This is a genomic window from Leeia oryzae DSM 17879, assembly GCF_000376945.1.
Classification (GTDB): domain Bacteria; phylum Pseudomonadota; class Gammaproteobacteria; order Burkholderiales; family Leeiaceae; genus Leeia; species Leeia oryzae.
In genome coordinates this window covers 692,415-716,645 of sequence record NZ_AQXU01000025.1, presented here as the reverse complement: position 1 = coordinate 716,645, position 24,231 = coordinate 692,415, and the positions used below count along the sequence as shown (strand labels likewise).

20 protein-coding genes are annotated in these 24,231 nt (G+C 55.5%); 9 read left to right on the top strand and 11 right to left on the bottom strand.

Annotation, left to right across the window (positions count from 1 at the left end; translation table 11 throughout):
- Nucleotides 1-68: 68 nt before the first annotated feature.
- Nucleotides 69-1,712 (bottom strand): N,N-dimethylformamidase beta subunit family domain-containing protein, encoded by a 1,644-nt coding sequence (locus F552_RS0116845; RefSeq protein WP_018152944.1) that lies wholly within the window; start codon nt 1,710-1,712, stop codon nt 69-71.
- Between the two features lie 324 nt (nt 1,713-2,036).
- Between F552_RS0116845 and F552_RS0116840 the strand changes: the two genes are divergently transcribed.
- Together F552_RS0116840 and F552_RS0116835 are read left to right on the top strand one after the other, a co-directional pair.
- Nucleotides 2,037-2,906 (top strand): MurR/RpiR family transcriptional regulator, encoded by an 870-nt coding sequence (locus F552_RS0116840; protein ID WP_018152943.1) that lies wholly within the window; start codon nt 2,037-2,039, stop codon nt 2,904-2,906.
- Between the two features lie 72 nt (nt 2,907-2,978).
- Nucleotides 2,979-3,380 (top strand): hypothetical protein, encoded by a 402-nt coding sequence (locus tag F552_RS0116835; RefSeq protein WP_018152942.1) that lies wholly within the window; start codon nt 2,979-2,981, stop codon nt 3,378-3,380.
- Between the two features lie 121 nt (nt 3,381-3,501).
- On the opposite strand, the gene F552_RS0116830 is transcribed toward F552_RS0116835, so the two are convergent.
- The 3 genes from F552_RS0116830 to tkt form a co-directional block, all read right to left on the bottom strand.
- A complete protein-coding gene (locus F552_RS0116830; RefSeq protein WP_018152941.1) occupies nt 3,502-4,677 on the bottom strand; it encodes a phosphoglycerate kinase in 1,176 nt (391 codons plus the stop codon).
- A gap of 109 nt (nt 4,678-4,786) precedes the next feature.
- Entirely contained in the window at nt 4,787-5,800 is a 1,014-nt protein-coding gene (gap, locus tag F552_RS0116825) for a type I glyceraldehyde-3-phosphate dehydrogenase (RefSeq protein WP_018152940.1), read from the bottom strand.
- Between the two features lie 135 nt (nt 5,801-5,935).
- Nucleotides 5,936-7,921, bottom strand: a complete 1,986-nt coding sequence (gene tkt, locus F552_RS0116820; protein ID WP_018152939.1) for a transketolase — start codon at nt 7,919-7,921, stop codon at nt 5,936-5,938.
- On the opposite strand from tkt, the gene F552_RS20595 reads away from it, so the two are divergent.
- Nucleotides 7,920-8,138 (top strand): hypothetical protein, encoded by a 219-nt coding sequence (locus F552_RS20595; RefSeq protein WP_156802357.1) that lies wholly within the window; start codon nt 7,920-7,922, stop codon nt 8,136-8,138. The genes tkt and F552_RS20595 overlap by 2 nt on opposite strands.
- A gap of 331 nt (nt 8,139-8,469) precedes the next feature.
- On the opposite strand, the gene F552_RS0116810 is transcribed toward F552_RS20595, so the two are convergent.
- Both F552_RS0116810 and glnK read right to left on the bottom strand, forming a co-directional pair.
- The gene (locus F552_RS0116810; protein ID WP_018152937.1) at nt 8,470-9,897 is read right to left on the bottom strand and encodes an ammonium transporter; all 1,428 of its coding nucleotides are present in this window, start codon (nt 9,895-9,897) and stop codon (nt 8,470-8,472) included.
- A 24-nt stretch (nt 9,898-9,921) separates the two neighbouring features.
- Complete coding sequence (glnK, locus tag F552_RS0116805) at nt 9,922-10,260, bottom strand: P-II family nitrogen regulator (RefSeq protein ID WP_018152936.1); 339 nt, start codon at nt 10,258-10,260, stop codon at nt 9,922-9,924.
- A 408-nt stretch (nt 10,261-10,668) separates the two neighbouring features.
- Here glnK and F552_RS0116800 point away from each other — a divergent pair, with 408 nt between their 5' ends.
- From F552_RS0116800 to F552_RS0116790, 3 genes are all read left to right on the top strand, one after another.
- On the top strand, nt 10,669-10,944 hold the full coding sequence (locus tag F552_RS0116800; protein WP_018152935.1) for an accessory factor UbiK family protein: 276 nt from the start codon (nt 10,669-10,671) through the stop codon (nt 10,942-10,944).
- 29 nt (nt 10,945-10,973) lie between these two features.
- Nucleotides 10,974-12,188 (top strand): multifunctional CCA addition/repair protein, encoded by a 1,215-nt coding sequence (locus F552_RS0116795; RefSeq protein ID WP_026182846.1) that lies wholly within the window; start codon nt 10,974-10,976, stop codon nt 12,186-12,188.
- Between the two features lie 123 nt (nt 12,189-12,311).
- On the top strand, nt 12,312-13,484 hold the full coding sequence (locus F552_RS0116790; RefSeq protein WP_018152933.1) for a serine hydrolase domain-containing protein: 1,173 nt from the start codon (nt 12,312-12,314) through the stop codon (nt 13,482-13,484).
- Here the strand turns inward: F552_RS0116790 and murB are convergent, their stop codons facing one another.
- Together murB and F552_RS0116780 are read right to left on the bottom strand one after the other, a co-directional pair.
- Nucleotides 13,485-14,507 (bottom strand): UDP-N-acetylmuramate dehydrogenase, encoded by a 1,023-nt coding sequence (murB, locus tag F552_RS0116785; protein WP_018152932.1) that lies wholly within the window; start codon nt 14,505-14,507, stop codon nt 13,485-13,487. It abuts the gene before it with no gap.
- 71 nt (nt 14,508-14,578) lie between these two features.
- Nucleotides 14,579-16,006 carry an MATE family efflux transporter gene (locus F552_RS0116780; protein WP_018152931.1) on the bottom strand — a complete coding sequence of 476 codons (1,428 nt, stop codon included), beginning with the start codon at nt 16,004-16,006 and terminating at the stop codon, nt 14,579-14,581.
- 342 nt (nt 16,007-16,348) lie between these two features.
- Here F552_RS0116780 and F552_RS0116775 point away from each other — a divergent pair, with 342 nt between their 5' ends.
- On the top strand, nt 16,349-17,482 hold the full coding sequence (locus tag F552_RS0116775) for a branched-chain amino acid ABC transporter substrate-binding protein (protein WP_018152930.1): 1,134 nt from the start codon (nt 16,349-16,351) through the stop codon (nt 17,480-17,482).
- A gap of 70 nt (nt 17,483-17,552) precedes the next feature.
- Here F552_RS0116775 and F552_RS0116770 read toward each other — a convergent pair whose 3' ends face one another.
- From F552_RS0116770 to F552_RS0116760, 3 genes are read right to left on the bottom strand one after another with little or no spacing between them, the layout of a single operon-like run.
- Complete coding sequence (locus F552_RS0116770) at nt 17,553-18,770, bottom strand: D-amino acid dehydrogenase (RefSeq protein ID WP_018152929.1); 1,218 nt, start codon at nt 18,768-18,770, stop codon at nt 17,553-17,555.
- A gap of 11 nt (nt 18,771-18,781) precedes the next feature.
- Nucleotides 18,782-19,705 carry an ornithine cyclodeaminase family protein gene (locus F552_RS0116765; RefSeq protein WP_018152928.1) on the bottom strand — a complete coding sequence of 308 codons (924 nt, stop codon included), beginning with the start codon at nt 19,703-19,705 and terminating at the stop codon, nt 18,782-18,784.
- Between the two features lie 36 nt (nt 19,706-19,741).
- Nucleotides 19,742-21,160 (bottom strand): amidase, encoded by a 1,419-nt coding sequence (locus F552_RS0116760; protein ID WP_018152927.1) that lies wholly within the window; start codon nt 21,158-21,160, stop codon nt 19,742-19,744.
- A 237-nt stretch (nt 21,161-21,397) separates the two neighbouring features.
- Between F552_RS0116760 and F552_RS0116755 the strand changes: the two genes are divergently transcribed.
- Together F552_RS0116755 and F552_RS0116750 are read left to right on the top strand one after the other, a co-directional pair.
- A complete protein-coding gene (locus F552_RS0116755) occupies nt 21,398-22,495 on the top strand; it encodes a GlxA family transcriptional regulator (RefSeq protein WP_018152926.1) in 1,098 nt (365 codons plus the stop codon).
- 259 nt (nt 22,496-22,754) lie between these two features.
- Nucleotides 22,755-23,882 (top strand): branched-chain amino acid ABC transporter substrate-binding protein, encoded by a 1,128-nt coding sequence (locus F552_RS0116750; RefSeq protein WP_026182844.1) that lies wholly within the window; start codon nt 22,755-22,757, stop codon nt 23,880-23,882.
- The last annotated feature ends 349 nt before the right edge of the window (nt 23,883-24,231 follow it).

Here is a 24,231-nt window from a genome sequence, read left to right as displayed (position 1 = left end):
ACAGGCATGAAAAAACGCCATGCCTTGCGGGCATGGCGTCACAGGGCGCACGACACATGTGCCGGTGATCAGCTCTTTGACAACCCCAGATAACGGTTGAGTACGTTGCGGGTGACCTGCTCGACCATGGCATCCTGTTTCAGCAGGCCGGCTACCCATTCGCAACTGCCGGCATGGAAGACTTCCCCCTTGCCCTGCGGGAAATTCACGATCATGCCCGCACCGCGTTTGACCTTGTCCATGCTGGCCTCACTGACATAGCCGTACAGGGTTTCTGCCACAAACTTGCAGTCGTCGTCTTTCAGGAACTGGTCCGGCGAAGTGATGTCGGCACTTTCTTCGATCAGCGAAGCCATGCCCAGCGCCAGAATCTGCAGCGATTCCGGTGCACCGGCTCCCGGGGCCGGTTCTGGCAGCCCGTTCTTGATCACGTAATCCAGCCCGTCTACTTCATAGCCAAACACATGGCTGTCTGCGCCCAGCAAATCGCCGTAATAAATGCCGGTGCCGGCAAACGCCCAGTGTTCCGGCCGGTAGACCGGAAACCCGCGCACGCCACGCACCGCGCAGCCTCCCCAGCCGACATACACGCCGTTGGTGGCATTCAGGCCGAAGGTACTGGACCCCGGACGGCTGATCTCCGGCGCCTCCCACGAGTTGGTGGTACGGCTCGGGTTGCTGCGGAACATCGGGTCTTCCGCCCGGGCACGGTATTTGTAGCAGGTCTGCTGGGTACCGTCGTCGCTCAGGCGCGTTTGCCACATGAAGTTGCCGGCAAAACGGGCAATATGGCCGCCATTGGCCACATACGCGTCAATGGCATCGCGCATTTCCCAGGTCCAGTATTCGTCGTGCCCCACACACACCACGCAGTCGTAACCGTCGAGAATCTCCGGATGGAACTGCAGTTCGTGCTGGCTGCACAGGTCGATCTGGTAGCCGGCCCGCTCGGCCCAGCGGAAAAAGTGGCTGTCGTAAGACGCCCAGCCCGAGGACGCGTATTTCTTGGAGAACCCGTTGGCGTACGCCCATTCCATGTGCGGGTAGCGGGGGAGTGTTTTGGGCGGCAGCGTTTTTTCCAGCGGAACGCGTGGCGACCCGGCCGGCAGCCGCACAAACCCGCGGGCAAACGGCCGCTGGGTACTGACCAGCGGCGAAAACTGGTTACGCTCCGGGCCGGTAATGCCCTCGTAGTGGTTGGAACCACCCCAGGTGTTATAGGCCGTCCAGGTACCGGTGGCGGCAACCTGCAAGATGCGGCCTGCGTGCTGCCCGGCTGCTGGTCTTACGATGAACAGATGGTCACAGCTGACGTCGTTCCCCTGCTTGCCCGTGGCCGTCAGGGTGATACGGTAGGCGCCAGAAGTCCAACTGTCCGGGATCTGGAATTCGAGCGATGTCTCCCAGCCGCAACCGGTGACCGAACACTGGTCTGGCGTTTCTTGCCAGCCGCAGTCGATATTGGCATGCGACAGCACCGGCACTTCTTGCGCGCCGTCACGGATGATGACCATATGGCATTTGGCAGCGGTTGCGCTGATTTTTAGTTGCACCGTTGCCCCGGCGGTATAGGTATAGGCATCGGTGTAGCACCAGATTTCACCTTTCTCGCCATCCATGCCCGGATATTCGTAATAATGACTGAAGACGGCTGCGCGGCGCTGTTCGGCGGTGAGTCCGAAATCCGGAAAGATATCGGTTTCTGAATGCATGATGACCCCTGATGAGATTGGATGGTGTCACGCCCCATGCCGGCCCGCTGGGCAGGGCCTCATGATTGGCGTGATGGCATGCATGAAAATATATCATATGTTTAATTTAATTATATAAGTAAACGTATGTATAATTTAGGGCATGGGCAAGTGCACCAAACAGACGTTAGAAAATAATTTCTAAACAAGCGTGCATCTCGGGTGCCAGATCATCGCGGACTACCCGTATAATGATGCCCTACGGCAAGCAGGGGGTCCGCCATGGCAAATGCATGGCACCCCGGACAGGGACGCACAGGTTAACGGAACAGGGAAGGGTAGGTCGTGGACAAAGAACAACTGGAAAAGCTGATCGAAGAGCGCTTCGTGTCGCTGACGCCAAAGCTCAAGACGGCAGCCCGTTACGTGATGGATTCCCCGACCGAAATCGCCATGCAGTCCATGCGGACCGTCGCCGCTAATGCCGGTCTGCAGCCCGCTTCCATGCTGCGTTTTGCCCGTGAGCTTGGCTTTAACAACTACGAAGATTTCCGCAGCATTTACATGCGCTGGCTGTCCACCCACGAAACCACTTTCGTGAAGCGCGCGGTGGATTTGCGGCAGCGTTCGGCCAGCTCGGGTGAAGACCAGCTGCTGGCCGATATCTACAATACCGAAATGACCAACCTGGACCAGACCTTGGGCCAGCGTAATGCGGAAGCCTTCCGCCAGGCCGTGTCGGCACTGGAAAAAGCCAAGCACATTTATATCCTCGGGCTTAGAAGTTTTTTTCCGGCAGCTTACTATCTGCAGTACGTCTGCAGCCTGTTCTGTGACAACACCACCTTGCTGACCGGCATCGGCGGTACGTTTGCCGATGAGCTCAGACGCATCGACAAAGATGACGTCCTGGTGGCGTTCAGCTTTGCACCGTATTCGTCTACAGCCGTACGTGCGACCGAATTCGTGCGCGAGCAAGGGGCAACCACCATCGCCATTACCGATAGCGCGGTGTCTCCTATTGCACTGGATACCAATATCACCCTGCTGGCACCTAACGCCAGCCCGTCGCTGTTCCCGTCCATTCTGCCAGCCATGGCCGTGGCCCAGGCGCTGGCCGCCTTGCTGATCTCGGTCGGTGGTGACGAAAAACTGGCATCCATTGCCCGCAGCGAAGCCCAGCTGAACCGCTTTAACGTGTACACCAAAAATTAAGGCGTTCTGTTTTTATGGATGATTGGTATAGCATGAAAAGTCAGGTAAGTTTTGCGCTTGCGGAAAGTCAACATGGGTAAATTGACAGTAACCAGCCTTGGTCGGCCAATCTATTTGAAGGTCAATGCAGAGAATCTAAGTGACCAGCTTGAGGGTCAGGTAAAAATATCTCCTAGTTGTACATTGCTACAGGTGGCTGATAACTTGCTGGAAGCAAGAGCATCAATCAGACTGGAAGGATATAAATCTCTGGTTGATGATGGGAAGTTTTCCCCGAATTTTTTCATTTTTTGCGAGCTTTACCAGCAATTTAAAACAGATAGAGCACTTCTGAAAGAAGAGCTTCAGCAGCAGTATCTGATTTCAGCATGCAAAGTACCAGTATTTGCAATGTGTGTACAAAAGGCGTATGAACTAGCATCGCTACTAGGAATTCACGGAATAAATATCACGCCGATTCCTCCACGAGAGTAGGAGCTTGTTCCAAGTACATTCTGATAGTTATCATTACAGTCAGGTAATAAAAAACCCGCCAGACAGGCAATGTCTGGCGGGTTTTTTGCATCTGCAAGCGCAGCGCCTGCGATAGGCAGACTCAGGCGCGCTGGGTCAGAATCTCGACGGCGGGCAGCACTTTGCCTTCCAGGAACTCCAGGAACGCACCACCACCGGTAGAGATGTAAGACACCTCATCGGTAATGCCATACTTGGAAACCGCGGCCAGCGTATCGCCACCCCCGGCAATCGAGAACGCCTTGCTGGCGGCAATGGCTTTTGCCAGGGTTTTGGTACCGTTGCCAAACTGGTCAAATTCAAACACGCCTACCGGGCCGTTCCAGACCACGGTACCGGCCTTGGCCACGATGTCAGCCAATACCACAGAAGAATCCGGACCAATATCCAGAATCATGTCGTCAGCCGTTACGTCGGCCAATGGCTTTACCGTCGCGGTGGCGGTCGGGCTGAATTCGCTGGCTACCACTACATCGGTCGGTAGCGGTACATCGCCACCGCGGGCGCGCAGTTTGCTGATCACCGCCCGTGCGGCATCCAGCAGGTCCGGTTCCGCCAGGGATTTTCCAATGGCGTGGCCTTCGGCCAGCAAGAAGGTGTTGGCAATGCCGCCGCCCACAATCAGCTGGTCTACCTTGTCGGCCAGGGATTCCAGAATGGTCAGCTTGGTCGATACCTTGGAGCCGGCCACAATGGCCACCAGCGGACGTGCCGGTTGAGCCAGGGCTTTGCCCAGCGCATCCAGCTCGTTGGCCAGCAAGACGCCAGCGCAAGCGACCGGTGCAAATTTGGCCACCGCATGGGTAGAGGCTTCTGCACGGTGTGCGGTACCGAAGGCATCGTTCACAAAAATGTCGCACAGGCTGGCATAGGCCTGGCCCAGTTCATCACTGTTCTTTTTCTCGCCCTTGTTGCAGCGGACGTTTTCCAGCATCACCACGTCGCCAGCGGCAACCGTCAGGCCCTTGGCTTGCCAGTCGGCAACCAGTGCCACCGGTTTGCCCAGTAGTTCGCTCAGGCGAGCCACCACAGGGGCCAGTGTATCTTCTGCCTTGATTTCGCCTTCGGTCGGACGGCCCAGATGGGTCATCAGGATAACGGCAGCGCCCTTGGCCAGCGCGTGTTCGATGGATGGCAAGGATGCGCGGATGCGGGTATCGTCACCGATCACGCCGTCTTTCACGGGGACGTTCATGTCCACGCGGATCAGAACGCGTTTGCCGCCCAGATCCTGTTCGGTCAGTTTTTTGAATTGCATGTGATGCTCCTGTGGGATGAGGCCTGCACGCCCGGCCTTGTGACCGGCGTACTTTTACAGGGGGGATATGTAACCGAGCCCTGTCGGAACAGGGCTCGGTGAAGTTCAATTATACAGAAGCCAGTGCCTTGGCGGCGTCCAGCATGCGGCAAGAATAGCCCCACTCGTTGTCGTACCAGGCCGATACTTTCAACAGGTTGCCGTCTACTACCTTGGTCAGCGTGGCATCAAAGGTAGAAGACGCCGGGGTGTGGTTGAAGTCCACCGATACCAGCGGCAGGTCGGTGTAGTCCAGGATACCTTTCATCGGGCCGTTGGCGGCATTGGCCATCAGCTGGTTCACTTCTTCCTTGGTGGTATCGCGTGACAGGATCACGGACAAATCTACCATGGAGACGTTAATAGTAGGCACGCGTACGGCAAACCCGTCCAGACGGCCGTTCAGCTCAGGCAGCACCAAGCCAACCGCTGCGGCAGCACCGGTTTTGGTCGGGATCATGCTCATGGTGGCAGAACGGGCACGGCGCAGGTCTTTGTGGCGCACGTCGGTCAGTACCTGGTCATTGGTATAGGCATGAATGGTGGTCATCACGCCTTTCTGGATGCCGATGCCTTCGTGCAGTACTTTGGCGACCGGTGCCAGGCAGTTGGTGGTGCAAGATGCGTTAGACACCACGGTATGTTCCGGGCGCAGCACGTGTTCGTTCACGCCCATCACGATGGTGGCGTCCACGTCTTTGTCGCCAGGGGCAGAGATCAGCACTTTACGGGCGCCCGCGTCCAGATGCACCTTGGCCTTGGCTTTGCTGGTAAAGGCGCCGGTACATTCCAGCACCACGTCCACGCCCAGCTCGCCCCATGGCAGTTCTGCCGGGTTGCGGGTGCTGAAGAAACGGATGTTTTCGTCGTTGATTCGCATCCAGTTGCCGTCGGCATCGGCCTTGACGTCAAACGGGAAGCGGCCGTGCACGGTATCGAACTTGGTCAGGTGGGCGTTGGTGGCCAAATCGCCGGATGCGTTAATGGCAACCAGCTTGAACTCGCTGCGACGGTTGGTTTCGTACAGGGCACGCAGAACGTTGCGACCAATGCGACCGTAGCCGTTAATGGCGATGCGAATCATGGGGGAAGACTCCTTGTTACATTAATGTTCACGAATGGGGTTTGCGGGCAACCAGGGTTGGGGGCGGTTGCACGCAAAACACCATCAGCCACGGGCCGGGCTGATGGTGGCTAAGCCTGCTGCTGGATGCTGCAATTACAGAACGCTTTTTACGGTCTTCACCACGTTCTCGGTGGTAAAGCCAAACTGCTTGAACAGTTCACCGGCCGGGGCAGACTCACCAAAGGTGGTCATGCCGACCACGGCGCCTTCCAGACCCACGTACTTGTACCAGTAGTCGGCAATGCCGGCTTCGACGGCTACGCGCGGCGTACCTTTCGGCAGTACGCTGTTGCGGTAGTCGGCATCTTGCTGGTCAAACATGAAGGTCGATGGCAGCGACACCACGCGGGTGTGGATGCCTTCTGCGGCCAGTGCGTCGTGCGCCTTGATCGCCAGTTCCACTTCGGAACCGGTGGCAATCAGTACCGCTTGCAGCTTGCCTTGCTCGGCCTTGATCACGTAACCGCCCTTGCGGATGTTGGCCAGCTGTGTGGCATCCTTTTTCAGGTACGGCAGGTTCTGGCGGCTGAAGATCAGGCTGGTCGGGGTTTTCTTGTGTTCGACAGCCACTTGCCAGGCCACCAGTGATTCGGCGGTATCCGCCGGACGCCATACATCGTGGTTCGGAATCAGGCGCAGGGTGGCGGTCTGTTCTACTGGCTGGTGGGTCGGGCCGTCTTCACCCAGACCGATGGAGTCATGGGTAAATACGAAGATCGGGTTGATCTTCATCAGCGAGGCCATGCGCAGGGCATTGCGTGCGTATTCAGAGAACATCAGGAAGGTGCCGCCAAACGGACGGTAGCCGCTGTACAGGGTGATACCGTTCATGATGGCGGCCATACCGAACTCGCGTACCCCGTAGTGCAGGTAGTTGCCGGCCTGGTCCACTTTCACGCTTTGTGCGCCTTTCCAGTTGGTCAGGTTGGAGCCGGCCAGGTCGGCAGAACCGCCCAGCAGTTCCGGCAGCTTGGCAGTCAGCACCTGAATGGCGTTTTGGCTGGCCTTGCGGGTGGCAATGGTTTCGGCTTTGTCGTCAATCAGTTGCAGTTGTTCCGCCACGTAGTTGCCAAAGTCGGCTGGCAGTTCGCCTTTGACGCGACGGCTGAATTCGGCAGCCAGTGCCGGGTAGGCTGACTGGTAGGCGGCAAACAGGGTGTTCCATGCGCTTTCCAGGGCCGCGCCTTTTTCTTTGGCGCTCCAGGCGGCGTAGATGTCGGCCGGTACTTCAAACGGGGCATGATCCCAGCCAATGGCCGCACGGGTGGCCACGATTTCGTCTTTACCCAGCGGTGCGCCGTGGCTGTCGTGGGTACCTTGCTTGTTAGGTGAACCTTTGCCGATCACGGTCTGGCAGCAGATCAGGGTTGGCTTGTCGCTGGCCTTGGCGGCTTCGATGGCAGCCAGAACCGCGTCGGTATTGTGGCCGTCCACTTTCGGGATCACGTGCCAGCCGTAAGCTTCAAAGCGTTTTGGCGTATCGTCGGTGAACCAGCCTTCGACGTGACCGTCAATGGAGATACCGTTGTCGTCGTAGAACACCACCAGTTTGGACAGGTTCAAGGTGCCGGCCAGCGAGCAGACTTCGTGGGAGATGCCTTCCATCAGGCAACCGTCACCCACAAATACGTAGGTGTGGTGGTCTACCACCGGGAAGCCGTCACGGTTGAATTCTGCGGCCAGCAGTTTTTCGGCCAGTGCCATACCAACGGCGTTGGCGATGCCCTGACCCAGCGGGCCAGTGGTGGTTTCCACGCCCGGGGTGTAGCCGTATTCCGGATGGCCAGGGGTTTTGCTGTGCAGCTGGCGGAAGTGTTTCAGGTCGTCGATCGAGACATCGTAGCCGGACAGATGCAGCAGGGAATAGATCAGCATCGAGCCGTGGCCGTTACTGAGCACAAAACGGTCACGGTTTGGCCAGTGCGGGTTGGCCGGGTTGTGGCGCAGGTTGTCATGCCACAGGGCAACGGCGATGTCGGCCATGCCCATCGGGGCGCCCGGATGACCGGAGTTGGCTTGCTGGACGGCGTCCATAGACAGGGCACGGATGGCATTTGCGAGGGAGCTACGATTTACCATGAAACACATTCCTTATAACGGCATCTGCCATGCCGCAGGGTGGGGGCACAAAAAAATTTCCCAATTATCGCGTATGGTGGGGGTAACGGGCAAGCCAAACGGCGATGAACCGATTGAATTCTTTGAACTTTTTAGGGCTATTTGTTTAGTAAAAGGGGCTTGGCCGACGATTAGCATGTGCTTTGTGCATGAGCGTACAGCTACTGGCATCGCCTAAACAAAAATGGCAGAAAAAAACCCGACCCAAACGGGCCGGGTGAAAACGCCGCGAGCGCGACGTGGAGAACACGGTAAGAAACGCGGGTTAGCGCAGGGCGCCCACGCAACGGGCGGTCGGCACCTTAGGTGTCGGTACGCTGACCGACGGGTGACAAACAGTCAGAGATACGCATCAGTTGATGCTGAATCTGCTCCGTCAGGTCGGATGAGTCTTTGGCCAGGCATGGCACGTCGATACTGCATGACCGCACCGGGCGCTTCAAGACATACAAACGACAGAATAAAAAACAAAGCGCAACCCGCTCGGGTTGCGCTTTGCATGCGACTGATTACTCTACATGTTCACCGTGCAGCACGATGTCCAGACCTTCACGCTCTTCGTCGGTCTCGACACGCAGGCCGATGACCACATCGATCAGCTTGAGCAGGACATAGGTTGCTACCAGGGTGTAACCCGCAGTTGCCAGTGTGGCTTCCAGCTGGATCCAGACTTGCTGGCCTACGGTGTTGGTGTAGGCGCTACCGATGATTTCCTTGCTGGCAAACACACCAGTCAGGATGGCACCCAGTATACCGCCCACGCCGTGCACGCCAAACGCATCCAGCGAGTCATCGTAGCCGATCAGGTGTTTCAGGCTGGTGGCGCCCCAGTAACATACCAGGCCGGCAATCAGACCCAGTGCCAGTGCGGCGCCTGGTCCAACGTAACCGGATGCCGGGGTGATGGCAACCAGACCGGCCACTGCACCAGAGGCAATGCCCAGTACGGATGGTTTGCCCTTGGCCAGCCATTCGGCAAAGATCCAGCTCAGTGCAGCAGCCGCAGCGGCAATCTGGGTAGCAACCATGGCCATGGCGGCACGGCCGTCGGCACCCAGCCAGCTACCGGCGTTGAAGCCGAACCAGCCTACCCACAGCATGGACGCGCCGATCAGGGTCAGCACCAGGTTGTGCGGTGGCATGGCTTCCTTGCCAAAACCGACGCGTTTGCCCAGTACCAGTGCCGAGACCAGACCTGCGACACCGGCGTTGATGTGCACCACGGTACCACCAGCGAAGTCCAGCGCGCCTTTGGAGAACAGCCAGCCGCCGGCTTGCCATACCCAGTGACAGATAGGCGAGTACACCACCACAGACCACAGCACAGAGAACAGCAGCATGGCAGAGAATTTCATGCGCTCCGCAAAGGCACCAGTAATCAGGGCCGGGGTGATGATGGCAAAGGTCATCTGGAACATCATGAACAGGATTTCCGGAATGGTGTAATGCGTACCGGCGCCGTCTGTCCACAAGGTATCAAACTTGATGCCAGACAGCATGACCTTGTCAAAGCCACCGACAAAGCTGTTGCCCGGTGCAAAGGCCAGCGAGTAACCGACTACCATCCAGACAATGGTAATGGCGCACGCAATGGCGAAGCTTTGCATCAGGGTGGCCAGCACGTTTTTCTTGCGGACCATGCCGCCGTAGAACAGGGCCAGACCCGGAATGGTCATGAAAAGTACCAGTGCGGAAGAAATCAGCATCCAGGACGTATCGCCGCGATCGAGCGTGACGGCTGGTGCAGCGGCTGCACTGGCAGGTGCTTCTGCGGCAGCAGAGGCTGGGGTTTCAGGCTTGGCCGCAGAGGCGGTGGCTTCCGTGGCCGTGGCGGTCACAGACGCAGGTGCTTCGGCAGAGGCCGGGTCTTCTGCAAATGCTGGCACTGCAAACAGCAGTGCGCCGCATAACATGAGTTTGCTTAACAACTTGTGCATGGGGTATCTCCCTGATAGTCGGGCTTATAGTGCGTCTGCACCGGTTTCACCGGTACGGATACGAACCACTTGTTGCAGATCGAAAACAAAAATCTTGCCGTCGCCAATCTTGCCGGTGCGTGCCGCCTTCTCAATGGCTTCCACCGCCTGATCCAGCACGTCGTCATCAACGGCCAGCTCTACTTTTACCTTGGGTAAAAAGTCCACGACGTACTCTGCCCCACGGTAGAGTTCGGTATGACCTTTTTGACGACCAAACCCTTTGACCTCGGTCACGGTTAAGCCTTGCACACCCATGGCTGACAAGGCTTCACGAACCTCGTCTAGCTTGAATGGCTTGATAATCGCAGTAACAAACTTCATGGCGTTTCCTTATCAAGTAGTATTCCCAACCTTTTGATCACTGGTTAGCTGCAAAAGGTGCTCGACTCTCTCTGAATCTTGCGAATGACCCGGGATTGGGGATGAAAAGTACAAAACCGGTATCAACACCCGGATAGTTAGCAGAAACCGTGCCAGCTACGTAAAAGCACGTATTTATTGCGTATGACACGCAATAAGTAGGGGGTGAGACTGGATTCGCCCCATTATGGTGCGCCCGAAAATGAGGACTGCACAGATGTTGTGCGCTCCGGCTGATGAATGGAAAGCCGTCAGGAATCAGCAGAAAATCCGCATTTATGCGTGCTGTGGCACTATGGATTGGCGCTGAATCACGTACAATATTCTTATCTGTATGACTGATATGTCCATGCCCCGAAAGGAACCACCATGCTAGGCGATAAACTGAGAGACGAACTGAGCGCAAAATTTTCTGAAATGCTGGCCAACAGCCCGGCCAAAGACCTGGAAAAAAACGCCAAGGCCATGCTGGCGGGCACGTTCTCCAAACTGGATCTGGTCACCCGTGAAGAATTTGACGTGCAGGCCCAGGTACTGGCCCGCACCCGCGAGCAACTGGCCGCGCTGGAAGCCCGCCTGGCCGCACTGGAAGGCAATGCGGCACCGGCTGCACCATCCGCCACCGATACCGCCAGCGGATCTTGAGTTTGTCGCCTGACCGGTATCTCGATGGCCTGACGGTCTATACCGTAGGCGGGGCCGTGCGCGACCGCCTGCTCGGACTGCCGGTAAAAGACCGGGATTACGTGATTGTCGGCACAACCGCCGACGATATGGTGCGTCGCGGCTTTAAGCCGGTGGGCAAAGACTTCCCGGTTTTCCTGCATCCGCAGACGCACGAAGAATATGCACTGGCCCGTACCGAGCGCAAGCAGGGCCGCGGCTATACCGGCTTTGTGGTGCACGCGACGCCGGAGGTGACGCTGGAAGAAGACCTGGCGCGCCGTGACCTGACCATCAATGCCATAGCCGAAGCGGCGGACGGCCGCCTGATTGATCCCTATCACGGAGTTGCCGACCTGAAGGCGGGCGTTTTGCGCCATGTCAGCCAGGCATTTGTCGAAGACCCGGTGCGGATCCTGCGGCTGGCACGCTTTGCCGGCCGCTTCGGTTTTACGGTGGCCCCCGACACCCTGCAACTGATGCAGCAGATGGTTGCGGATGGCGAGGTGGATCATCTGGTGGCCGAACGGGTCTGGCAGGAGTGGGCCAAAGGACTGATGTCCGATAACCCGGCGCGCATGATCGAGGTATTACAGCAGTGTGGTGCGCTGGCGCGCCTGGCGCCCGAGCTCGCCGCCCTTTTTGGCGTGCCGCAACCGGCCAGCCATCATCCGGAAGTCGATACCGGTCTGCACATCCTGCTCTGCATGCAGCGGGCGGCGTGCCTGGAAGCCAATCTCGCGGTCCGCTGGGCCGTGCTGCTGCACGATCTGGGCAAGGGGGTAACGCCAGAAGATGAATGGCCCCGACACGTAAAGCATGAAGTCACCGGCATGCCGCTGGTGGATGCCATTTGCCAGCGCTACCGGGTGCCGGGCGATTGCCGGGACCTGGCCGTGATGACCTGCCGCGAGCATCTGAATATTCACCGTTTTGCCGAGCTGCGTGCAGCCACCAAACTGGACGTGCTGGAGCGCTGTGATGCCTTCCGCAAACCCCAGCGTTTTGCCGATCTGCTGCTGGCCTGCAAATGTGATGCCCAAGGCCGGACCGGGTTCGAGTTCAGCCCGTACTCCCAGCGCAACAACTGGCTGCAGGTACTGGCCGCCGCGCAAAGCGTGAACAGTGGCGAGATTGCGCAGCAATGCAAAGACCCAACCCACATCAAGGAAAGCATCCGTTTGGCCCGGCTGGATGCCATCAAGCAATTGTCGCTGGATGTCTGAACGGCGACACTCAGCGTCCCGCGCTTTCGTCCGACGCTGACCGGCTTTGGGTGCCGGGCTCCCGACGGGTGTCCGGGTCTGATACAGTTGACGCTATATATAACAGTGCGGACATGTATCGAGATGGACCAGATGAATTTCCACGACTATCCACATCAGCAAGAAGCCATTGGCCAGCTGAACGACATGTACGATGGCACCCTCCCGGCTATGCTGGCGGTGCAAACCTTCCGTAACATTCATCGCCTGTTTCCGGTGCGACGGGTCACCGCCAGTCCGCAACCCAAACGGCTACCAACAGCATCGTATGCCTTGCCGGAGATCGTTTTTGTTTCCCGCCAGCGGCAGTGGACGCTGGAAGACTACCTGCACGAAAATCGTGTCACCGGTCTGCTGGTGCTGCAAAACGGGAAAATCGTCAAGGAACACTATGGGCAGGGCAATACCGACCAGACCCGCTGGATGTCCATGTCGGTAGCAAAGTCGATCACCTCGACGCTGGCGGGTGTGGCGCTCAAGGAAGGCAAGATCGGTAGCCTGGACGATCAGGTCATCCGTTACCTGCCGGCACTGCAAGGTACTGGTTATGATGGCGTGTCGCTACGGCAAGTGCTGACCATGTCGTCCGGCGTACGCTGGAACGAAACCTATACCGATGCCACGTCCGACCGACGAGCCATGCTGACCAGGCAGCTCGGCCAGCAGGCGGGCAGTATTCTGCAATACATGGGGACGCTACCCAGACAAGCCCGGCCCGGAAGCGTCACCAATTATAATACTGGCGAAACCCAGATCCTCGGCGCCATCGTCGAGGCTGCTACGGGCCAGCATCTGGCCGATTATCTCTGCGAGCACATCTGGCAGCCTTATGGCATGGCCGATGACGCCAGCTGGTGGCTGGATAGTCCGGAGGGCGCAGAAATCGGCGGCAGCGGTTTTTCTGCCACCTTGCGCGATTACGGACGCTTCGGTTTGTACTGTCTGGAAAACGGATGCATCAACGGGCAGGAAACCCTGCCTGTTGGCTGGATGCAGGAAGCTGGCGGCCCGCGGGTGCAGATGCCGGGCCGCGGTCCCTACGGTTATATGTGGTGGGGACCGAGGACACCGCAGTCCACCGCTCAGCAGGCCTATCTGGGCAAAGGCATTTTCGGACAATATCTGTATATCAACCCGACCGCCAATCTGGTGATTGTGGTCTGGTCTGCCAGGGCCAAACCCGTAGAGTCAGAAGTCATCGACGATGGCGATTTTTTTGAGGCGGTGGTCAAGGCCTGCCCACCGCATGGCGACTGATCAGAGAATGATCGGTTCCGGTTCTAGCTGCACGCCAAATTTTTGCCGGACGGATGCCATGATCGCTTCGGCCAGGGCTTTGACTTCAGCGCCAGTCGCGCCGCCACGGTTCACCAATACCAGAGCCTGCTTATCATAGACGCCGGCATTGCCCATGTTTTTGCCTTTCCAGCCGCACTGGTCTATCAGCCAGCCAGCCGCCAGTTTGACCCGTCCTTCTCCGGCCGGGTAGCGTACCAGCGCCGGGAACTGCTCGCTTAACAGATCGGCTTGGGCTTGGGCCACGACCGGGTTCTTGAAAAAGCTGCCGGCATTGCCGATGACGGCGGGGTCGGGCAGCTTGCGCTGGCGGATATGGATGACGGCCTGTGCTACCTGTGCGGGTGTCGGCTGCCGGATGCCGGTGTTCGCCAGTTCGCGTTCGATCTCGCCGTAGCCCGTCTTGACGTCGGGTGTTTTGCTGAGCCGGAAACAGACCGAGACAATCACGGCGTTATCCTTGAGGGCGTGCTTGAAGACACTGTCACGGTACCCAAAGGCGCAGGCTTCCCGATCCAGGGTAAACAGATGACCGTCATCCTTGGACCATGCCGTCAGGGATTCAAAACAGTCTTTCAGCTCCACCCCGTAGGCGCCAATATTCTGGATCGGCGCCGCGCCGACCGTACCGGGGATCAAAGACAGGTTTTCGAGGCCGTACCAGCCATTGGCCAGCGTCCACTGCACAAACGCGTGCCAGTTTTCTCCGGCTGCCGCTTCGATCCAGACATGGTCGTCATTTTCCCGGACCAGTGTTTTGCCTTCCATCACCATGCGCACCACGACCCCGGGGTAGTCCTGTGTGGGTAACAGGTTACTGCCGCCCCCAATCACCAGCCAGGGCTGGGTGGACAATACCGGGTGGGCCTTCAGTTCGTCCAGCTGCGTGGCCGCCTCGATGGTGGCCAGCCAGCGTGCCTTGGCCGGAATGCCAAAGGTATGGTAACGGGCCAGGGAGCAGTATTCTTGCAAAGTCAGGGTCATGATGGCGCAGCGGGAAGATTGGGTCAGCCGCTATTGTACCTATGGATGTCTTGAATAAGTAGCCAGTGTCGTCATGAACCGGAAGTGGCAGACGCCATCTCGCGGGAGTGACCTGCCGTGCGGATGGCTTTCCGGCTGACGTGCTGCAATGACACCAGCAGCAGGACCGCCGCAATGCCGAGCCCCAGGACCAGTGCCGCCCACAGGCCGCGCACGCCCATGCGCTCCCAGTCTTTCGAGATGGAGAACCATTCCGGATGCAACCCGATCCAGTAACCGATCGGCAAGGCAATGCACCAGAAAGCAATGATCATGGCGATCATGGGCAGGGCAGAAATCTTGTAGCCACGCAAGGCAGAGGCTGCACATACCTGAGTTGCATCAAAAAACTGGAAACTGGCCGAAAAGATCAGCAGTCCGCCTGCAATGGCTTGCACGGTGTGATCCGGGCTGTAATAGCCAATGATGGTTTTCCCCAGTGTCAGCATGATGGTGCATGAGCACAAGGCGCAGCACAGGCCCATGACCAGCCCGATCTTGCTGCTGTAACGTGCACCGGCCGGGTTATTGGCGCCCAGCTGCTGGCCGATACGCACGGTCATTGCCATACCGATACCCATGGGGAACATGAAGGTCAGCGCACTCATGTTGAGCATGATCTGATGACCGCCAATACTGGCTGCACCCAAGCTGGCCACCATCAGGGTCGAGCCAGAAAAAGCCGATACTTCAACCAGATAGGCGCCGCCAGTCGGAAAACCCAGCTTGCACATTTGCCAGATGACATGCCAGTCCAGATGCCAATGCCGCATCAGCGGGCGAAAGGCCTGGTAGCGGGCCGATTTCATGGTGTAGACCTGCATGACAATCGCGGTGATGGTCATGATGATGCCACTGGCCCAGCCGCACCCGGCCCCCCCCATGGCAGGCACCCCGAAATGACCATAGATGAAGACCAGGTTCAGCGGGATGTTCAAGGCCAGTCCGATCAACCCAATCACCATGATGGGGCGGGAGTGCGAGACGGATGAGGAATAAAAACCTTGCGAACGGAACAGCAGCCCGAATGGCGTCCCGATGGCAATTCCCTTTAGAAACAGCATGGTAGGTTCGATGATGGTCGGGTCGGCGCCTGTCCAGACCAGAATGGGCCGGGCATTGAACAGCATCAGGGCACCCAGCAGACCGACGCTGAACGACAGCAGCAAGCCGTGCTGCGACAGGCTGGAAATCGACTTGTAATCTTTGGCGCCAAATGCATGCGCGACCATCGGCCCGACGGCACTGACGATGCCAAGCAAAGAGAAAAACACAATGACCCAAACGCCGCTGCCTAAGGACGCAGCAGCCAGGTCATTGGCACTGACCTGACCCGCCATGATGGTATCGATCACCGCCATGAGCATGTGGGCAATCTGGGCGATGATGATGGGTCCGGCCAGCCGGGACAAGGATTTGACTTCGGTTGCGAAGCGGGAATGGGCAATATTTTTCACCATGACGTTATACCGCAGAACGGAATGCACTTCAACATCCTGTCAAATTCCTTGAAAATTCATCCGTTAAATTACGTAGTACCATCCGGCTTTATGGCATGCTTTTAGCCCGAAAACGGGCTTGTAAGCCTCTTGTTTGCTTGTGCCGGGGCATTTTTGGCCAAATCCCCGGGACAAATCGAGCCGAAGAAAACGCTTGATAGCTTCGGGAAAACGGCGTAATAATTTTCCCCGTTGGCTGTCACCGTGCAAAACATGGTCCAGCATCAACCCCCATCAACATTGAAAAAACTGACTTGGCAACTTCGTTTGCAGCTTGAAGTTGCTAAAGTTCGAGGAGAGAGTATGTTCACCAAGTCAAAACTGGTTATTGCTGTTGCTTCTGCTTGTGCATTCGCTGGTGTTGCCCATGCTGACGTAGTGGTTAAACTGGGTCAGGTTAGCCCGATGAGCGGTCAGATCGCTCACTTGGGTAAAGACAACGAAGCCGGTGCAAAACTGGCAATCGAAGACGCAAACGCCAAGAAAATCAAAATCGGTGGCCAGGTTGTTACCTTTGAACTGGTGTCTGAAGATGATGCAGCCGATCCTAAAACTGCTACTGTTGTTGCCCAGAAACTGGTTGACGCTGGCGTGAAAGGTGTTGTTGGTCACTTGAACTCTGGTACTTCCATTCCAGCTTCAAAAATCTACAACGACGCAGGCATTCCACAGATTTCTCCTTCTGCTACCAACCCTAAATACACCCTGCAAGGTTTCAAAACTACCTTCCGCGTAGTAGCGAACGACGTTCAGCAAGGTGGCGCGATGGGTAAATTCGCAACACAAGAACTGAAAGCAAAAACAGTTGCGATTATCGATGACCGCACCGCTTACGGCCAAGGTCTGGCAGACGAAGTTGAAAAAGCAGTGAAAGCAACAGGCGGTAAAGTGGTTGCCCGTGAATACGGTACCGACAAAACCACCGACTGGATGGCGATTCTGACTTCCGTTAAAGCGAAAAAACCAGACGTCGTACTGTACGGCGGTATGGACGCAACTGCTGGTCCTCTGCTGCAACAAATGAAACGCCTGGGCATCAACGCAGGTTTCGTGGTGGGTGATGGCGCATGTACACCAGCAATGATCCAGTTGGCTGGCGACGGCATGAGCAAAAACGCATACTGTACCGAAGCTGGTGTGCCTCGTGACCAAATGCCAAAAGGCAAGGACTTCGAGAAACGCTTCAAAGCCAAGTTCGGTATGGACATCCAGATCTACGCACCGTACGAATACGATGCGATGACTGCAATCATCACCGCTATGCAAGCTGCTAACTCTACCGATCCTAAAGTGTACCTGCCAAAACTGGCTGCCATCAAAATGAACGGCGTAACAGGCCCGATCCAGTTTGATGCAAAAGGTGACATCAAAGGTGGTGCTGTGACTGTTAAACAGTTCGACGGCAAAGGCTGGAACGATGTGAAAGTTGTTCGCTAAGCCAAGCATGTGTTGTAAATGAAACCCCCGTGGGCTTGCCCATGGGGGTTTTTTCTTTGGTCCGTGGTATTTAAATGGGTTCCATCCGGACTATCTCATGAATGATTCGTGCACAGCCTGGTGCTAAAGTAAATCCCAGTGCCCCGTGACCAACATTCAATAGCAGGTTATGAATTTTGCTTTTTTGAACCATAGGAACAGATGTTGGCGTAGATGGCCTGAGGCCTGCCCAAGCATTAACATGTGAGGTGTTGCAGACATCAGGGAAGAGGTCATTTACCGATTGGACCATGGTATCAATCCGCTCCGCCGGAATGTCCAGCTCGAACCCGGTAAGTTCTGCCATGGCCGCAACTCTCAGTTGGCCATTTAACGTGGTAAAAACCGTTTTCTTTCCCAGGTCCGTAATGCTGGTTGAAGGGGCTTTTTGAGGGTTGATGAGCGGCAAGGTAATGCTATAACCTTTGATGGGATAAATAGGGAGATATATGCCAAGCTTACTTGCCATGGCAGGTGCTTGTACACCTGTTGCCAGAACGAACAGATCGGCCTCTATATCGCCTGCTGAGGTATGAATTGCCCGGATTTTATTTGACCGAACTTCAAATCCGGTAACCGTTGTACCAAATTTCCTGTTGCTTCCCATTTGTTTCAATGCATGATCCAATGCGACGCACAGTTCGTGACAATCTCCCATGCTTTCACTTTCAGTCCAGATGCCACCGATAAACTGCGACTGGTAACCAGCCAATGCAGGTTCAAGGTCTATACATTCAGCTGCTCCCAGAATCTGCTGATCACATCCCAGTGTTCTCTGAAAAGCGACCTGTTTTCTTTGTTTGTCAAAACTTGGCCTATCCGGGCAAAGTACCAGTTTGCCATTTTTTTTGTATCCAAATGGCAAGTTATCTTCTGCTATCCAGCGAGAGAGTATCTCCCGGCTGATGGCCGAGAGTGTCAGAAGTGCTTCCGTGCCCGCACGTACCTGCGTTGAAGTGCATGCTTTCAGGAACTGCATGCACCATGCCCATTGTCGCCAGTCGGCCCTTAGCCGGAGCCGAAAGGGTGAATGCGCGTCAAGCAGCAGGGAAGGGAGGCTGCGCAAGGTGGCAGGTGAGGCAAACGGCTCAACATAGCTGTAGCTTAGTTGTGCACCATTGGCAAAACTGGTCAATTTACCCGGTGCGTCCTGCTCTTCAACAAGCGTCACCTGATAACCCTCTTTGGCTAACATATAGGCGGTAGAACAGCCTACGATACCCGCACCAATCACACATACATGCTTCATGGGCTGGTGTCTCATGATGATGTGATGCGCTGATAGGCCAGCAAAGCCGTTGCAAGATCAGCCAGCCCGATACCTACCGTCTTAAAGACGATGATGTCTTCTGCGGCGTCTCTCCAGCTGGCGTTTGCTGCATAGAGTTCTGTGAGGTCGGTAATCTTGTCTGGCGTTAGGGAACCATTGCGAAGGCCATGTACTACTTCACCAGCTTCCAGGAGGCTTTGCGGTTTCCATTCCACAATCACTTTGCGTGCACGTTGCAGCAGGACATCATCCAGTTCGCTGCCATCGGGTGCGCTGGTGCCGATGGCAGAAATCAGTGCGCCGGGTTTGACAAGGTTGCCATCAAAAACCGCTTGTTTTGAACGAGTTGCCGTCACAATAATCTCGGCATCGTGTACCGCGCCGTTGCTATCGCAGTAATGAACATGACTACCGGTTTTGTCAGCAATCATGTTGCACCAACCCTGATCCACGTTGGGGTCAACGATGGCAATCTCCTCAAACTTGAATTGGCCAATTAATGCTTCGAGCTGTGACTTGCCCTGTAGGCCACACCCAAATAGGGCAAGTTTGCGGGGTAAGGGAAGAGCTGCTTTGCGGGCAATCAGTGCCGTCATCGCGGCCGTACGGTATCGGGTAAGTTCATTGGCCGCCATGACGGCGAGCGGCTTATTCTGGCGCGTATCAAACAATGTCATGAGAAAGCTGAATTGCCCACCCACGGTTGGATAAATTTTGGTACCTGCCACATGCCTGCTGGCCCAGATGGCACCCATGGTGCTGAGTTTGACGTCTGTGCAGGCAGAGCGTTGTCTTGCATGAATGGAGGCTTGGCCTTGTGACAGGTCTGCCAAGGCTTCATCCAGAACGTGCATTACCGATGGAAAGTCCAGTACCGAATTGATCGCCTGGTCGTTCAGGAGTGGGTATGTCATGTTGTCTTCCTTTGTGTTCCGTTCTGCATATTCAATTCAGTGTGTATCATCCAGCCCGGACGGATACTGTTGATGCCAGGTTGTAGCCTGTTGATAGGCATGCCCTGCCTGCAGTATCCGCGGCTCTTGCAATGCACTGCCAATGAATTGGATGGAAACGGGTAGTCCCGCTTTTGAGAAGCCGGCAGGTACGGCCAGTGAGCACAAATTCAGCAGATTCACAAACCGTCCGAGCCGGGAAAGCGGGGTTGCCAGTTCATCGACTTCGTTTACCGGGATGGCAGAAATTGCGTTGGTTGGGAATACGCATAGGTCAATATCGCGCATGGCGGCCTGCATTGCCGAAATGGCAAACATCCTTTGTTTTAGCAAGTCTAAATAGTGCGCCACAGAGGTTTGCCGGCCGAGTAATATGCGTCGTTTGACATGCGGGTCAAACAGGTCATTGGGTTGTTCAAAGTAGCCCCCCAATTTTGCATAACCCTCAGCGCTCATTAATGCGCCCCCTAACTGCATGGCGTCTGCAAGGCTGTTGGGCAGCGGCTTATCGATCAGTTGCATGCCCAGTTGCTGCAGCTTTTCAAGGGCTGTATCGTAGATTTCTAATACGTCCATATCGACATATTGTCGCTCCGCGTCCGGAAGCACCCAGACGCGCAGCCCCGTCGGGTTCATGTCCAGATCATTGGCCAGTTGCCGAACAGGCGCCTGACAGGTGTATGGATCTAAAGTATCCGGTCCACTGATGATGTCGAGTAAGAGGGCGCAGTCTTTCACTGTGCGTGTGATCGGGCCAACCGTATCATGGGTCGGGCAAAGTTCGATGAGTCCATGGCGGCTGATCAGCCCTGCGGTCGGCTTCAGCCCGACCAGATTACATAACCCTGCCGGTATTCTGACGGACCCGCCCGTATCTGAGCCCATGGCCGCGGCGGCCATGCCGGCGGCGACAGCAACTGCCGAGCCGCTACTTGATCCGCCAGGAATGCGGTGCGTTGTCATGTCCCATGGGTTCCATGGCGTTCCCATTGCCTCATTCGTTCCCCAGCCGCCAAAAGCGTACTCAACGGTGTGTGTTTTACCGAGGATAATGGCGCCAGCCGCTTTTAATCGGGAGATCACTGTCGCATCTGTTTGGGGATGTCTGGCAGGAATGGCTTTTGATCCACCGGTTGTGGGTTTTCCTTGTATGTCAAAGAGGTCTTTGATCGCGACAGGGATGCCGTGCAGTGCGCCCAGCCACTTGCCACGCTGGGCTTGCTGGTCTCTTAACCTCGCTGTATTGAGTGCCTCATCGCTGTAGACGTCAATGTAGGCATGCAATTGCTTATCAAGCCGTTGGGTACGCTCAATGTATTGCATGACCATCTGTTCGCTGGTGAGCTGCCCTGCCCGAATGTGATTTGCGATCTCATCGATCGACAGGAACGCACTGGTCTTGTGCTGCGTATTCATGATTGATCCTTCGTGCTGCCATAAACGGTATTTGTATAACGACAAGACGTGGAGAGGTATGAGCATTCCATGCTGCTCTCCGGTTGTTTGCCTGTCAGCCTGTTATTGCAAATGTGCCAACAGGGCGTGTACGCTTGTTTTTACACATGATGATGCTTGATGAACGACAGCGTTAGGATAGGCCAAGGCCATCTTTTTCCATTGAAGTTACTTGAGAAAAAATAGAATGGATACGACATGAGTGCGACACATAGGGCTGATCAGGTTGCCGACGTTTCCGGCAGTGCTGAAGATGCCAAGCCGCTGATACGCAGGCTGGATGCTGCGCATCTGGGCAATGCCACTGATACTGGCCATATTGTTGAACTACGGGTAGGAATTTTGTTATGGCCACAATTCCCGTTGCTGTCTCTCGCAGGCTTGTGCGATGCACTACGGCATGCCGCCGATGTCGGGGACCAGAGTCGCCAGATACGGTGTTCATGGAAGATTATCGGGCTGGAAGGGCAGATGGTGACCTCTAGCTGCGGTGTCGAGATTCCCGTTCAGGCCTCCATCACCGAGCCGTTGGAAGTGGATTATGTTGCGGTCATCGGGGGATTATTACCGGCTATGAAGTCGGCAGATGGACGTTATGTACAGTTTCTGCAAAAGCTGGCAAAAGCAAATATGCCATTGATCGGTATATGTACAGGCAGTTTTGTATTGGCTTATGCAGGTCTCATGAAAGACAAGACCGCATGCGTGCATGCTTATCATGTAGGCGATTGGCGCGCTGCATTTCCTGAACTAAAGTATGTGACCAATTGTGATTATCACTTTGATGGCGATCGCGTTACATGTGCCGGAGGCATGTCGATCGTAGAGTTGGCGGCCGAGCTGATCAGGTTGCACTGCGGGCCGGATCGTGCGGCAAAGGTGATCCACCAGATGACCGTGACCCATCGGCGTTCCGGCTCTCTGATTTCTCGCAAGCATGCACTGGGTTATGCATCGACAGACAATGAAAAATTGCAGGCGGCCATCATTTTGATGGAGAAGAATATTGCAATTCCTCTGGAAATCTCGGTGATTGCCAGACTTTTGCATACGAGCAGTCGACAGCTGGAAAGGATTTTCTGGGCAGAGACTGAATGCTCTCCCTCCGACTTTTACCGCAAGCTTCGATTGAAATATGGTTGCTGGCTGATTACCACGAGCGACATGCCTATCAGCACTATCGCCTATGAGTGCGGATTTTCCGATGCGGCGCACTTTATCCGGCATTTCAGAAAACTCTATGGTACGCCGCCTGGGCAACTACGTAAGCGAAACAAGGCGGAATTACCCGCTTGAACAGCCAAGATACGGGTTGCATGACCTGGTACTTAAACCCGATTGTCGGTGATACTCTAAAAACTCTCTGGAAGAGCTTGTCGTATACGTTCTATTTTTTCTCTAGCATCTACAATGTAAAAACTCCTCGGTGCTCTAATCTTGGCGCATGTCTTTCGTAGCAATGTTGTGTATGTCTGCGTATGACTATCGGTGAATTAACCTTACTGCCTCACCATCCAGTATGGATAACGGCAGTGAAAGCACGAGGAGAGAAACAATGTTTAAACATTCCAGATTAGCTGTCACCGCAATGATTGCATTGGCGGGTTTGGCCCATGCAGATATTGTTGTGAAGTTGGGCCAAGTGAGCCCGATGACCGGTCCGATTGCGTATTTAGGCAAAGATAGCGAGGCAGGTGCCAAGCTGGCAATTGAAGATGCCAATGCAAAGAAGATCAAGATTGCTGGTCAAACCGTAAAATTTGAGCTGGTCTCGGAAGACGATGCAGGCGATCCCAAAACCGGGAATGTCGTGGCGCAGAAACTGGTGGATGCCGGGGTCAAGGGGGTGATTGGCCATATGAATTCCGGGACAACGATTCCAGCGTCCAAAATTTATAATGCGGCAGGGATTCCCCAAATTTCCCCTTCTGCAACCAATCCAAAATATACCTTGCAAGGGTTCAAAACAGCGTTCCGGGTGGTCGCTAACGATATTCAGCAAGGGGGTGCTATTGGTAACTTCACTGTTCAGGAATTGAAAGCGAAAAACGTTGCGATTATCGATGATCGTACGGCATACGGACAAGGGCTTGCGGATGAAGTGGAAAAAGCCATTAAAGCCGCAGGTGGAAAAGTGGCTGCGCGCGAGTTTGGCACGGATAAAACCACTGACTGGATGCCGATTCTAACGTCTGTGAAGGCCAAAAATGTGGATGCTGTCATTTATGCGGGTATGGACGCAACCGCTGCCCCCATGCTGCAACAGTTGCGCCGGCTGGGTATCAAGGCCCCGTATATCGGTGGGGATGGTGTTTGTTCGCAAAGCATGCTGGATCTGGCAAAGGATGTCATTAATAAAGAGGTTTACTGTACAGAAGCCGGTTTACCGCGGGACAAAATGCCAAAAGGGCGTGAGTTCGAGAAACGGTTCAAAACCCGTTTCGGCATGGATGTGTTGTTGAATTCACCCTATGAATACGATGCGACGATGGCAATCATTGCCGCCATGCAGCAAGCGGATTCTTTTGACCCGAAAGTCTATTTGCCCAAACTGGCGACGTTGAAAATGGTCGGCGTGACCGGTCCGATCGAGTTTGATGCAAAAGGTGACCTGAAAGGTGGTGCGGTGTCTGTCAAACAGTTTGACGGGAAAAACTGGAGTGTTCTTAAAGTCGTTCGCTGATATTTGTTTGGCTCTCTTGAAAAGATGGGTTGTTATGCCTAGCCCCTGATGAAACTATCAGGGGCTTTTTTTCATTCAAGAGGCTGAGTCGGTTCTTTTACGGATAATTTCTTTCCCGCCTGCGTTATCTCACGACTTTTATCCTGTTGTTGCTACTGCGTAAAATTCTAACGCTGATGCTGGTAGTGATCATACATGTCTTAGCTCATGCAGGTCATTGCCCATTTGGGAGTGTTAGCCGGATCGTTGGAGCATTTTCACTTCTTGACGCTTTTGCATCGGGTACAGAATACCAGAGAGAACACATTACTCCTTCTGCATAACAGAGGCGGGTGATGACCATAAGGAT